Source organism: Atlantibacter sp. RC6, from assembly GCF_014193285.1.
Taxonomy (GTDB): domain Bacteria; phylum Pseudomonadota; class Gammaproteobacteria; order Enterobacterales; family Enterobacteriaceae; genus Atlantibacter.
On the sequence record NZ_JACHZE010000013.1, the window covers coordinates 100,531 to 112,985 of the forward strand.

The 12,455-nt window shown below is 55.5% G+C and carries 11 protein-coding genes and 1 pseudogene; 6 read left to right on the plus strand and 6 right to left on the minus strand.

Going from position 1 to position 12,455, the window contains the following annotated elements:
• Positions 1 to 16: 16 nt before the first annotated feature.
• The 6 genes and pseudogenes from rng to csrD all read right to left on the minus strand — a co-directional run bounded on the left by rng (position 17) and on the right by csrD (position 6,930).
• Entirely contained in the window at positions 17 to 1,486 is a 1,470-nt protein-coding gene (rng, locus tag FHW74_RS21185; protein ID WP_183172288.1) for a ribonuclease G, read from the minus strand.
• Positions 1,476 to 2,070 (minus strand): annotated as a pseudogene (locus tag FHW74_RS21190) (nucleoside triphosphate pyrophosphatase). Before FHW74_RS21190 ends, rng begins: the two are co-directional and overlap by 11 nt.
• An 8-nt stretch (positions 2,071 to 2,078) precedes the next feature.
• Complete coding sequence (gene mreD, locus FHW74_RS21195) at positions 2,079 to 2,567, minus strand: rod shape-determining protein MreD (protein WP_183172290.1); 489 nt, start codon at positions 2,565 to 2,567, stop codon at positions 2,079 to 2,081.
• Positions 2,567 to 3,571, minus strand: a complete 1,005-nt coding sequence (gene mreC / locus FHW74_RS21200; RefSeq protein ID WP_183172291.1) for a rod shape-determining protein MreC — start codon at positions 3,569 to 3,571, stop codon at positions 2,567 to 2,569. Before mreC ends, mreD begins: the two co-directional genes overlap by 1 nt.
• 66 nt (positions 3,572 to 3,637) lie before the next feature.
• On the minus strand, positions 3,638 to 4,681 hold the full coding sequence (gene mreB, locus FHW74_RS21205) for a rod shape-determining protein MreB (protein ID WP_000913396.1): 1,044 nt from the start codon (positions 4,679 to 4,681) through the stop codon (positions 3,638 to 3,640).
• Positions 4,682 to 4,989: 308 nt separating this feature from the next.
• Positions 4,990 to 6,930: an RNase E specificity factor CsrD gene (gene csrD, locus FHW74_RS21210; RefSeq protein ID WP_183172292.1), complete on the minus strand. Its 1,941-nt coding sequence runs from the start codon at positions 6,928 to 6,930 to the stop codon at positions 4,990 to 4,992.
• Positions 6,931 to 7,151: 221 nt separating this feature from the next.
• Between csrD and FHW74_RS21215 the strand changes: the two genes are divergently transcribed.
• From FHW74_RS21215 to accC, 6 genes are all read left to right on the plus strand, one after another.
• Positions 7,152 to 8,126 carry an MDR family oxidoreductase gene (locus FHW74_RS21215; protein ID WP_183172293.1) on the plus strand — a complete coding sequence of 325 codons (975 nt, stop codon included), beginning with the start codon at positions 7,152 to 7,154 and terminating at the stop codon, positions 8,124 to 8,126.
• Between the two features lie 101 nt (positions 8,127 to 8,227).
• On the plus strand, positions 8,228 to 9,232 hold the full coding sequence (gene msrP, locus FHW74_RS21220; RefSeq protein WP_183172294.1) for a protein-methionine-sulfoxide reductase catalytic subunit MsrP: 1,005 nt from the start codon (positions 8,228 to 8,230) through the stop codon (positions 9,230 to 9,232).
• Positions 9,233 to 9,832: a protein-methionine-sulfoxide reductase heme-binding subunit MsrQ gene (msrQ, locus tag FHW74_RS21225; RefSeq protein ID WP_183172295.1), complete on the plus strand. Its 600-nt coding sequence runs from the start codon at positions 9,233 to 9,235 to the stop codon at positions 9,830 to 9,832.
• A gap of 234 nt (positions 9,833 to 10,066) precedes the next feature.
• Entirely contained in the window at positions 10,067 to 10,519 is a 453-nt protein-coding gene (aroQ, locus tag FHW74_RS21230) for a type II 3-dehydroquinate dehydratase (protein WP_183172296.1), read from the plus strand.
• 21 nt (positions 10,520 to 10,540) lie between these two features.
• Positions 10,541 to 11,017, plus strand: coding sequence for an acetyl-CoA carboxylase biotin carboxyl carrier protein (gene accB / locus FHW74_RS21235; protein WP_183172297.1), 477 nt, complete (start codon positions 10,541 to 10,543; stop codon positions 11,015 to 11,017).
• A 10-nt stretch (positions 11,018 to 11,027) separates the two neighbouring features.
• Complete coding sequence (accC, locus tag FHW74_RS21240) at positions 11,028 to 12,377, plus strand: acetyl-CoA carboxylase biotin carboxylase subunit (RefSeq protein ID WP_183172298.1); 1,350 nt, start codon at positions 11,028 to 11,030, stop codon at positions 12,375 to 12,377.
• The last annotated feature ends 78 nt before the right edge of the window (positions 12,378 to 12,455 follow it).

Below are 12,455 nucleotides of genomic sequence, written 5' to 3' on the forward strand. Positions count from 1 at the left end.
GGTTACCTGCACCGGGTTACATCATAACGACGTCAAATTGCTCTTGGTTATAGAGCGGTTCAATTTGCACTTTGACCTGCTTGCCCACAAAAATCTCCACCTCGGCCAGCGCATGGGACTCTTCGCTTTTTAGCGCTTCCGCCACTGCCGGCGCAGCGTACACCAGGAAGCGATCGGACTCATACGCATGATGCACGCGCACAATTTCGCGCATGATTTCGTAGCACACAGTTTCAACGGTTTTTACCGTGCCGCGACCATGGCAGGTCGGGCATTCGTTACACAGTACATGCTCGACGCTTTCACGGGTACGCTTGCGAGTCATCTCCACCAGCCCCAGTTGAGAGAACCCGTTGATGCTGGTTTTCACCCGGTCTTTGCTCAGCGCCTGCTCCAGCGAGTGCAACACCCGGCGGCGGTGGTCTTCATTATTCATATCGATAAAATCAATAATGATAATGCCACCCAGATTACGCAACCGCAGCTGACGGGCAATCGCCTGCGTCGCTTCGATGTTGGTATTAAAGATAGTATCGTCGAGATTACGATGCCCGACAAAAGCGCCGGTATTGATATCCACAGTGGTCATGGCTTCGGTCTGATCGATGATCAGATAGCCACCGGACTTCAGCTCGACTTTGCGCTCCAGCGCGCGCTGGATTTCATTCTCGACATCATAGAGATCGAAAATCGGCTGGCGGCCCGTGTAGTGCTCCAGCTTGCTGGTCATCTCAGGGATGTATTCCGCCGTAAACTCCAGCAGCATGTCATAAGTCAGACGGGAATCGACGCGGATTTTATCCAGCGAGGTGTCGGCGAAATCGCGCAGCACGCGCTGGGCCAGCGCCAGTTCTCCGTATAGCTGATAGCGTGTCTGGTGGCGCTTTTTACGCTCCATCACCTTGGTCCAGACGCGTTTCAGGTACGCCGCGTCAGAAGCCAAATCCTCGGTACAAACGCCTTCCGCCGCAGTGCGAATAATAAAACCGCCCTGCTCATCACAATACTCCGCCACCACCTTTTTCAAGCGGTCGCGCTCGGATTCACTTTCGATACGCTGGGAGACGCCCACGTGCGACGCACCTGGCATAAACACCAGATAGCGGGACGGCAAGGTGATGTCGGTGGTCAGGCGAGCGCCTTTGGTGCCGAGCGGATCTTTCACTACCTGCACCATTAAGTCCTGGCCCTGGCGGACCAGTTCGGAAATATCGCGGACGGTGAAGTTTTTCTGCTCTTCACCCGCTACGCATTCGGTGTGCGGCATGATGTCCGACGCGTGCAGAAACGCGGCCTTCTCCAGACCAATATCGACAAATGCCGCCTGCATACCCGGCAGAACCCGGCTGACGCGACCTTTGTAGATATTCCCTACGAGCCCGCGGCGCGCTTCCCGTTCGATGTGAATTTCCTGAAGGATCCCGCCATCGATATACGCCACCCGGGTTTCTGAAGGGGTCACGTTTACTAACAGTTCAGCCGTCATGTTCTCTTCTATCCTTCACGCAGTGAGTTAAAGTTACTCAGCAACTCATACGTTTCCACCAGCGGTAAGCCGACTACGGCGTGATAGCTGCCATTAATCTTCCTGACGAAACAGCCACCCAGCCCCTGAATACCGTATGCACCTGCTTTATCCATAGGTTCACCGCTGGCGACATAACCGGCGATATCCTGTTGCGACAGGACTCTGAATGTCACTTCCGTGACGACCAGGCAATCCATGATATGTTGGCGATCGGCGATGGCCACCGCCGTCATCACCTGATGCGTCTGGCCAGAGAGCCGGTGCAGCATCGCGCAGGCTTCGTCCGGCGAGTGCGGTTTTTCCAGCACATCGCCATTGAGGATCACAATCGTATCCGCGCCCAGCACCGGCAAATCGCGCGGTGCCTGCGCCACGCCCGCCTGGGCTTTATCGCGCGCCAGACGTACCACGTAATGCTGCGCGCTTTCCTGCGGCTGGCGGCGTTCTTCCACGTTTGTGACGATGCGTTCAAACTCAACGCCCAACTGGGTTAACAGTTCCTGCCGACGCGGCGAGCCTGAGGCGAGATAAATCGCTGACATATTCCCTCTTATTGCACTGCAAACTGCTGGCGAATTTTACGCATCAACAGGAAAAGCCATGGCCAGAGTATGCCGTTCACTACACTACTCCAGAACACTTCCGGCTTGAAAGAGACGTTGATCACTAAAAATTCAGCCCAGAAAACAATAATATCCGACGCCAGTGAAAGTAAGATCACCACCAGTGCCTGTTGCCAGAGCGCCAGATTCCTGAAGAGCTGATATTTAAGCGCCACCAGATAGGCAATGATGCACAGCGACAGGGCGCGAACGCCCAACGTAGAGCCACTAATGAGATCCAGTATGGCACCCATCACGAATCCTGTACCGACATTTACGCGGTGCGGCAGCGCCAGGATCCAGTAAAGCAGGATCAATAATACCCAGTCAGGCCGGAAAGCGAGGATGTCATCCGGCCAGGGCATTATTTGCAATAACAAGGCGATAAGGAAAGAGAGCCAAATAACCCAACGTCCCTGACTTCGATAACTCGCCACTATTGCCCTCCCGCAGCGCCAGGCGCAGCAGGCGCGGGCTGGGTGATCCCGGTAGCTGGCGCAGGCACCGGCGCAGGCGGCCCCATCGCATCCGGCGACGGCAGCACTTGCGGCATCATCTGCATCAGACGCTCATTCGCCACGCGATGTACCTCTTCCGGCGTCATCGGATTGGCGCCGTTGCGGTCGGCCCCCCACAGCAGCAGTAAATAGCGTAAACGCTGGAGACCCGCAGTCGGACGCGCCTGAATCACGGTATAGGCCCGCTGGGTATCCAGTTTCACCGAAGAAACCACCGCAACCGGATAACCCTCCGGGAAACGGCCGCCCAGGCCGGAGGTAACCAGTACATCGCCGACGCGAATGTCGGTGTTCGCCGGGAGATGTTCAAGCTGTAAATCGTCGGTGCAACCATTGCCTGCGGCAATCACGCGGATATCGTTACGCAACACCTGGATCGGCAGCGCATGGGTCGCATCACAAATCAGCAGTACGCGGCTGGTAAGTTTCGCCACCGCGACCACCTGGCCCACGACGCCTTTGTCGCTGATCACCGGTTGGCCTTCATACACGCCATTGACGCTGCCTTTGTCGATAACCACCTGATCGCTATAGGGATCGTTAACGGTGGAAATCACCTGGGTCACCATTTTCTGCTCGTCCTGACGCAGCGGAGAGCCCAGCAGTTCGCGCAAACGGGCGTTTTCCTGGCGATACTGGCCCAGCAACAAAATTTCGCTGTTCTTTAACAATAATTCCTGGCGCAACGCCCGGTTTTCTAACTCAAGTTGATCGCGTGACGCCAGAGTTTGAGACACGTTGTCCAGTAATTGACGTGGACCGTTTGAAACAAAGTAGAAGGGACTGACGGCGGTATCCATGTACGTTCGAATCTGGCTGAACGTACCGAGGCGGCTGTCGGCGATAATGACACCAAGCGCCACCAGAACCGCCAGGATCAGGCGAAACTGTAGCGACGGGCCACGGCTAAAAATTGGCTTCATAGGCTATGCGTATTCCTCGGCTGCAAGAAAAGGGCAGACCTTGCGGCTGCCCTTACCTGCGGCTGATTACTCTTCGCTGAACAAGTCGCCGCCGTGCATATCGATCATTTCCAGTGCCTTGCCGCCGCCGCGGGCTACGCAGGTCAATGGATCTTCCGCGACCACTACCGGAATGCCTGTTTCTTCCATCAGTAGACGGTCAAGGTTACGCAGCAGTGCGCCACCGCCGGTGAGCACCATTCCGCGCTCGGAGATATCAGACGCCAGCTCCGGCGGGCACTGTTCAAGCGCAACCATCACGGCGCTCACGATGCCGGTCAACGGCTCTTGCAGCGCTTCGAGAATTTCGTTGGAGTTGAGCGTAAAGCCGCGCGGCACGCCTTCTGCCAGGTTACGACCGCGCACTTCGATTTCACGCACTTCATCACCCGGATAGGCGGAACCGATTTCATGCTTGATACGCTCTGCGGTGGCTTCGCCGATCAGCGAGCCATAGTTACGACGCACATAGTTGATGATGGCTTCGTCAAAGCGGTCGCCGCCGATACGTACGGAGGAGGAATACACCACGCCGTTCAGGGAAATAACCGCGACTTCGGTGGTACCGCCACCGATATCCACCACCATAGAACCGGTGGCTTCGGAAACCGGCAACCCGGCACCGATGGCGGCCGCCATGGGTTCTTCAATCAGGAACACTTCACGTGCACCCGCGCCCTGCGCGGATTCGCGGATAGCGCGGCGTTCTACCTGGGTCGCGCCAACCGGCACACACACCAGCACACGCGGGCTAGGACGCATAAAACTGTTGCTGTGCACTTGTTTAATAAAGTGTTGCAGCATTTTTTCCGTGACAAAGAAGTCGGCGATAACGCCGTCTTTCATCGGGCGAATCGCCGCGATGTTGCCAGGCGTACGGCCCAGCATTTGTTTCGCATCATGACCGACGGCGGCAACGCTTTTCGGCGAGCCTGCGCGGTCCTGACGAATGGCCACAACGGAAGGCTCATTCAGTACGATGCCTTGTCCTTTTACATAAATGAGGGTATTCGCGGTACCCAGGTCAATGGACAGGTCATTGGAAAACATGCCACGAAATTTTTTCAACATACTAAGGGATAATCCTGAAAGCTGGGGCGGAAAACAAAATCCGCTTACTTTACCAACCACACGACGCAGCGACAAGGCGCAAAAAATGTTCTGCGACGGTGAAAAAAGTGCCGTTTCTTTCCTCTTTGGGAAGCGTATGGCTCGCCCCTCATCATCCGGCTAAACGCATCGATCACGACGGGGTATTCATAACTCAAAGAGGTTATAAACTGGCTGTATATTTGCTGCGTGAATCTGGCCGGCAGGCGCACTCGCCCCCTTAAGATGCAGCGCGCGTTATTCTACGTGAAATCTGGCTAAACGGCAGGTCAAACCGAGAATCTTTGAGAATATTTTTTCACGCTGGTATCCAGGGGTTGCGAGGCCGAGAAGAAATCGCCCTGACCGCCCGTCACGCCGTATTCCACCAGGGTCTGCCATTCACTTCGGCTCCGAATGCCCGCCGCAAATAACTGGGCTTGCGTACCGCTGCAAGCCTCTACCAGACTCTTCACAAACAGTTGATTTTCTGTACGCTTTTCAATATTGCGCACCAGCCCCGGATGGAGCTTCACCACCTCGACATTGAGATCGTTAATGTACGCGGTGCTGACCACGGTTAATCCGGCCTGCACCACGCCGATACGCGCACCCAGCGCCTGGATTAATCGTACAACCGGTTGTAAACGGTTGATGTGTTGACAAACATCCGCCTCTGCAAGTTCAAAAAGAATGCGTTTTCTTTGCGATTTTTCACACTGCATCAGCGTATCGCGCAGCCAGCGCTGGAATGGCGGCCGGATCAGCGACTCCACAGACACGGGAACCGCCAGGGTTTCTTCCGGCCAGAAGCGTAAAAAAGGGATGACGCGGGTAATAATCTGTCGATCGTACTGCTCGGCAAGGCCAAACTGGATCACCATCGGCATAAATTCCGCCGCCAGCACCTCTTCTTTGCCATCGAAAATACGGCACATTAGTTCCCGGTGATGCACCCAGCCCTCGCGCGTCACGGCGGGTTTTTGATAGAACCGCGGGCCGCCGCGCTGCAGGGCGTTTTCGATCAGCGTGCGCCAGCGTACGTTGCCGCGCCCTTTCTCCGGCAACGATTCGTCATACACCGACCAGCCGTTTCCGCCCTGTAATACGGCGTTGCGCGTCGCGACCTGGGCGCTTTCAATGACGCTTTCGATGGTCTGGCCGCCCCGAAACGCGCAAATGCCGATATGCAGCATGTCGGCGCTGTCCAGCATCCGCGTGGGCGGCAGAGCATCCACGGCGTTCAGCAACTGGCTGGCAATGCCTTCCGCTTCTTTGAGTGTGCGATGAGGCAGCAGCACGGCAAAATCGCTGCGAAAGTAGCGAGCCAGCAGCGCGCCGGGGTAGCGCATAATAAAGGTAGAAAACATATTAATCAGATTGAAGAGGTACTCTTCCACCGCCGACTTGCCCCAGGTTTCGCGCAGGGTATCGAAATCCGGCAGGCGCATCATCATCACCACGCCATGCGCGCCCGCACTCTCCTGATCTTCCAGCAGCGTCGCGAGCTGGTTATCGAAAAACAGCCGGTTGCTCAGGCCGGTTTTCGAATCCTGCGCCGCAAAAGCGCGGATCAACGTATCCATACGGTTGCGCTGTTCGCTGGCATGCTGAATATCCAGCAGCAAAATATCCATCGCGCTGCTGGCGCGTGTCGGCCACTCATGCATCGAGCCGCGCACCCGGTTGCCGCGCTCGCCGTTGAGGATCCGGCTGGCCCGCGTTTCCAGCAGCTCCAGACCGGAAAGCTGGCGCTTAATCCAGCGTCCGCCCAGAAATATCATGACGACCATAAAGATAATCGCGATGCTCAGCGGCGCGGTCGTGAACACAGAGCGGAAGTAGTTGACTACCGGATCGCTCCAGGTGACGCGCACCGTCATGCCAGGGTTTTTGAGTAGGTTAAAGGATTCGCTGCGCCACCGCTCTGCGCCGCCCAGTTGGCGGTAGGTATGCGGCGCTTTCACCTCAACCAGCGTATGCCCATCTTTAATAAATTCGATCTGCGAGATATCAACGGGCGCCATCATGCCCGTCAGGCGAGGAGCCAGTGCTTCCGGCGTATTGATAAGTAGCTCATGGTCAATCACCGTCACCACGGCGGAGATGCGTTTCTCCAGCTTATAATGAACAGAGTTATAGAAACTGGCGGCGCAGCCGAAGAGCGTGACCAGAATCGCCAGGCTGGTCAGCAAGGTAACAAAGGCAGAGAATTTCGTCGTTAATCGCATCCTTGAGTTAACTCCGTAGTGGGGTGATACCAGCAACCTTTGAGGGTTGTCCTCGCGACAGTAAAGTGAGTGCTAACTAATTAGCCAGAGCCGCGCATAGTAGCAAACGACGTCAGGTTTAACAGGATTTATTGCGTTAAATCGGCATTGCGTTTCAATAAGCGAGTATAGTCTTCAACAATTATTTTCCAATGCTAACGACCCGGTAAGGAGTAGTAGACATGCAAGCTTTGATTCTCGATCAGCAAGATGGAAAAACGATTTCCGCTGTAAAAACAATTGATGAAAACCAGCTCCCCGAAGGAAACGTCACCGTCGATATTGACTGGTCCAGCCTCAATTATAAAGATGCGCTCGCCATTACCGGAAAAGGTAAAATTATTCGTAACTTCCCCATGGTGCCGGGCATCGATTTCGCAGGCCGGGTGCGCCACAGCGAAGACCCGCGCTTTCATGCAGGCCAGGCCGTGCTGTTGACCGGCTGGGGCGTGGGTGAAAACCATTGGGGCGGCCTGTCGCAGATGGCCCGGGTCAACGGCGACTGGCTGGTGGCAATGCCCGAAGGGCTGGATGGCCGTAAAGCGATGATTATCGGTACGGCCGGTTTCACCGCGATGCTGTGCGTGATGGCGCTGGAAGAGGCCGGTATCACGCCGCAAAGCGGTGAAGTGGTAGTGACCGGGGCCAGCGGCGGCGTAGGCAGTACGGCGGTCGCGTTGCTGCATAAGTTGGGTTACCAGGTTGCCGCCGTGTCCGGTCGGGAAAGCACCCATGACTATCTGCGTAAACTGGGCGCAAACCGCATTCTGGGCCGCGACGAGTTTGCCGAAACCCGTCCGCTGGAAAAACAGGTGTGGGCAGGCGCGGTCGATACCGTTGGCGATAAAGTGCTGGCCAAAGTGCTGGCGCAGATGAACTACGGCGGCTGCGTCGCGGCGTGCGGTCTGGCGGGTGGTTTCGGGTTACCGACCACCGTGATGCCGTTTATCCTGCGCAATGTCCGCCTCCAGGGGGTCGATTCCGTGATGACGCCTGCCGAACGCCGCGCCGAAGCCTGGCAGCGTCTGGTTCGCGATTTGCCTGCTTCATTCTATGAACAAGCCACCAGCGAAATCCCGCTGGCGGAAGCGCCGCGTCTGGCTAACGACATTATGAATAATGCCATTCAGGGCCGTACCCTCGTTAAAATCCGTTAAGTTCGTGAGGGGCTACGCGCCCCTCTGTTCAATTTTTTGTGACAAATTCGCCGTAACCCCATTTTTTCGTCATGCTTAATGACTACGTCAAGGAGCATGCCATGAAAAAGCCCACCCGGCTGACCGAAGCCGATATTACTCCCGAATCGGTATTTATGATGAAGCGCCGCCAGGTTCTTCAGGCGTTGGGTCTTGGCGCCGCCGCGTTATCCCTGCCCGGTGCCGCGCAGGCGGATATACTGTCGTGGTTTAAGGGTAACGATCGCCCACCCGCCCCCGCCGGAAAACCGCTGGAATTCAGCAAGCCGCAGCAGTGGCAAAGCACGCTGGCGCTCACCCCGGAAGATAAAGTCACCGGCTATAACAACTTCTATGAATTTGGCCTCGATAAAGCCGATCCGGCCGCCAATGCCGGTAGTTTGCCTGTTAATCCCTGGCAATTAAAAATCAATGGTGAAGTCGCCAAACCGCTGACCCTGGAGTATGACGATTTACATCATCGCTTCCCGCTGGAAGAGCGTATTTACCGGATGCGCTGCGTGGAGGCCTGGTCCATGGTGGTGCCGTGGATTGGATTCCCGCTGGCCAAACTGCTGGCGCAGGTTGAACCCACCAGCCGGGCGCGTTATGTCGCGTTCAAAACCCTGTACGCGCCAGAGATTATGCCGGGCCAGAAGGATCGTTTTATCGGCGGTGGGCTGGACTACCCGTATGTGGAAGGATTGCGCATTGATGAGGCGATGCATCCGCTGACTATGCTGACCGTCGGAGTTTACGGGAAAGCGCTGCCGCCGCAAAACGGTGCGCCGGTCAGGTTAACCGTGCCCTGGAAATATGGTTTTAAGGGGATTAAATCGATCGTCAGCATCACGTTGACCGAGCAACGACCGCCCACCACCTGGAACCTTGCCGCCTCGAATGAGTACGGTTTCTACGCCAACGTTAATCCTCATGTGGATCATCCACGCTGGTCGCAGGCCAGTGAACGCTTTATTGGCTCGGGTGGGATTCTGGATGTGAAACGCCAGCCTACGCTGCTTTTTAACGGTTACGCAGAGCAAGTGGCCTCGCTGTATCGCGGCCTCGATTTACGGGAGAATTTTTGAGTGCGTCTGAATGTAAAGCAGATTGTCTGGCTGAAAGTCATTCTTCATCTGGCGGCGTTTTTGCCGCTGGTATGGCTGTTCTGGGCGGCGAATCAGGGGTATTTCAGCGCCGATCCGGCAAAGGATATTCAACACTTCACGGGTAGGATGGCTCTGAAATTACTGCTCGCCACCTTGTTGGTCTCCCCGCTGGCGCGTTACGCTAAACAGCCCTTGCTGATCCGCACCCGGCGGCTGTTGGGTTTGTGGTGCTTCGCCTGGGCGAGCCTGCATCTCACCAGCTATGCCTTGCTGGAACTGGGCATTAATAATGTGGCGCTGTTGGGTAAGGAACTGGTGAGCCGTCCTTATCTCACATTGGGCATTATAAGCTGGCTGATCCTGTTGGCGCTCGCCCTGACGTCGCCGCAAGCGATGCAGCGTAAACTGGGGCGTAACTGGCAAAAACTGCATAACTTCGTGTATCTGGTGGCGATCCTCGCGCCGATTCATTATATGTGGTCGGTGAAGACGCTTTCCCCGCAGCCTCTCATCTATGCGGCTCTGGCGGCAGTGCTTTTAGCGCTTCGTTACAAGAAGTTCCGCCAATGGCGGCGATAAGGCGAGGTTCTGTGCAGTTGTGCTCAATTCTACCCACTTCCGCTGCGGTCTCGCAGATATCGGTTGATAATCTTCCCTGATAAGACCAGTATTTAGCTGCCAATTGCTACGAAATCGTTATAATGTGCGACTTTGGTTTTTCAGCTGGCTGTTTTCGGACCGCCAAGTGATGACAATCAGGCAATCCAGGTATATTTTGTAATATCACCGAAATTGGCAGGAGATACTGGCACGATGACGGATAGATTCAACATACTGCTTTTAAACGGCCCAAATCTGAACATGCTCGGCACGCGTGAGCCTGAGAAGTACGGCAGCCAAACGCTGGCAGAAATTGTTACCGATTTGAAAGCCCAGGCAGCCTCGTTGAACGTCACCTTGGATCACCTGCAATCCAATGCGGAGTATGTGTTGATTGACCGCATTCATCAGGCAAAGGACAAGGTGGATTACATTCTGATAAATCCGGCTGCGTTCACCCACACCAGTGTTGCCATTCGTGATGCGCTGTTGGCGGTGAGCATTCCGTTTATCGAGATCCACCTGAGCAACGTCCATGCCCGTGAGCCTTTCCGGCATCACTCATATCTCTCGGATATCGCTGCCGGCGTCATCTGCGGATTCGGCGCTGACGGCTATTCCTATGCACTACAGACGGCGGTAAAACGCCTGTCACACTCAAACTAAACAAGAGTACGGAACCCACTCATGGATATTCGTAAGATTAAAAAACTGATCGAGCTGGTTGAAGAATCAGGCATTGCTGAACTGGAAATTTCTGAGGGCGAAGAGTCGGTACGTATCAGCCGCGCCCCGGCGAATACCGGTTTCCCAATGATGCAGCAAGCGTATGCCGCACCGATGATGCAACAGCCGCAACCTGCGCTGTCTAACGCTATCGCACCAGCAGCCGCGCCGGCAATGGAAGCGCCAGCCGTCGCTGAAATCAGTGGTCACATCGTACGTTCCCCAATGGTTGGTACCTTCTACCGTACCCCGAGCCCGGATGCGAAAGCGTTTGTGGAAGTGGGCCAGAAAGTGAATGTTGGCGACACGCTGTGCATCGTTGAAGCAATGAAAATGATGAACCAGATCGAAGCCGACAAATCAGGCGTAGTGAAAGCTATCCTGGTCGAAAACGGTCAACCGGTAGAATTTGACGAGCCGCTGGTCGTCATCGAGTAACGAGGCGAACATGCTGGATAAAATTGTTATCGCCAACCGCGGCGAGATCGCATTGCGTATTCTTCGTGCCTGTAAAGAACTGGGCATCAAGACCGTCGCTGTGCACTCAAGCGCGGACCGCGATTTAAAACACGTATTGTTGGCGGATGAGACGGTCTGTATCGGTCCGGCTCCGTCCGTAAAAAGCTATCTGAATATCCCGGCTATCATCAGCGCCGCTGAAATCACGGGCGCGGTGGCGATTCACCCGGGGTACGGTTTCCTCTCTGAGAACGCCAACTTTGCCGAGCAGGTAGAACGCTCAGGCTTTATCTTCATCGGCCCGAAAGCCGACACCATCCGCCTGATGGGCGATAAAGTGTCCGCGATCACCGCCATGAAGAAAGCAGGCGTGCCGACGGTGCCGGGCTCTGACGGCCCGCTGGGCGAAGATATGGACGCGAACCGCGCCCATGCGAAACGCATCGGCTACCCGGTGATCATCAAAGCCTCCGGCGGCGGCGGCGGTCGCGGTATGCGCGTAGTGCGTAGCGATGCCGAGCTGGCGCAGTCTATCTCCATGACCAAAGCGGAAGCGAAAGCCGCTTTCAACAACGACATGGTTTACATGGAGAAATACCTGGAAAATCCGCGCCACATCGAAATTCAGGTGTTAGCGGATGGCCAGGGCAACGCCATCTATCTGGCGGAACGCGACTGCTCCATGCAGCGTCGTCACCAGAAAGTGGTTGAAGAAGCGCCAGCACCGGGCATCACCCCGGAACTGCGCCGCTTCATCGGCGAGCGTTGCGCGAAAGCCTGTGTGGATATCGGCTATCGCGGCGCGGGTACTTTTGAGTTCCTGTTCGAAAACGGCGAGTTCTACTTCATTGAAATGAACACCCGTATTCAGGTTGAACACCCGGTTACCGAAATGATCACCGGCGTTGACCTGATTAAAGAGCAGTTGCGTATTGCTGCCGGCCAGCCGCTGTCAATCAAGCAAGAAGAAGTGGTGGTGAAAGGCCATGCGGTGGAATGCCGTATTAACGCCGAAGATCCGAACACTTTCCTGCCGAGCCCGGGTAAAATCACCCGTTTCCACGCGCCAGGCGGTTTTGGTGTGCGTTGGGAATCTCATATCTATGCCGGTTACACCGTACCGCCATACTATGACTCGATGATTGGCAAACTGATCTGCTACGGCGAAACCCGTGATGTGGCGATTGCCCGCATGAAGAACGCTCTGCAGGAACTGATCATCGACGGCATCAAAACCAACGTTGATCTGCAGACGCGCATTATGAACGATGAACACTTCCAGCAAGGTGGTACTAACATCCACTATCTGGAGAAAAAACTCGGCCTCGCCGAGAAGTAATCGCTCATCAGTAAAAAAGGCCGGTCTTCCGGCCTTTTTTTATGCCCGCCTGCGTCCCATAGGTTACAATCCCGGCTT

Excerpts from the sequence above, each read along its gene's own strand:
- rng (WP_183172288.1), bottom strand. The coding sequence starts at position 1,486 with ATGACGGCTGAACTGTTAGTAAACGTGACCCCTTCAGAAACCCGGGTG.
- mreC (WP_183172291.1), bottom strand. The coding sequence starts at position 3,571 with ATGAAGCCAATTTTTAGCCGTGGCCCGTCGCTACAGTTTCGCCTGATC.
- mreB (WP_000913396.1), bottom strand. The coding sequence starts at position 4,681 with ATGTTGAAAAAATTTCGTGGCATGTTTTCCAATGACCTGTCCATTGAC.
- csrD (WP_183172292.1), bottom strand. The coding sequence starts at position 6,930 with ATGCGATTAACGACGAAATTCTCTGCCTTTGTTACCTTGCTGACCAGC.
- FHW74_RS21215 (WP_183172293.1), top strand. The coding sequence starts at position 7,152 with ATGCAAGCTTTGATTCTCGATCAGCAAGATGGAAAAACGATTTCCGCT.
- msrP (WP_183172294.1), top strand. The coding sequence starts at position 8,228 with ATGAAAAAGCCCACCCGGCTGACCGAAGCCGATATTACTCCCGAATCG.
- aroQ (WP_183172296.1), top strand. The coding sequence starts at position 10,067 with ATGACGGATAGATTCAACATACTGCTTTTAAACGGCCCAAATCTGAAC.
- accB (WP_183172297.1), top strand. The coding sequence starts at position 10,541 with ATGGATATTCGTAAGATTAAAAAACTGATCGAGCTGGTTGAAGAATCA.
- accC (WP_183172298.1), top strand. The coding sequence starts at position 11,028 with ATGCTGGATAAAATTGTTATCGCCAACCGCGGCGAGATCGCATTGCGT.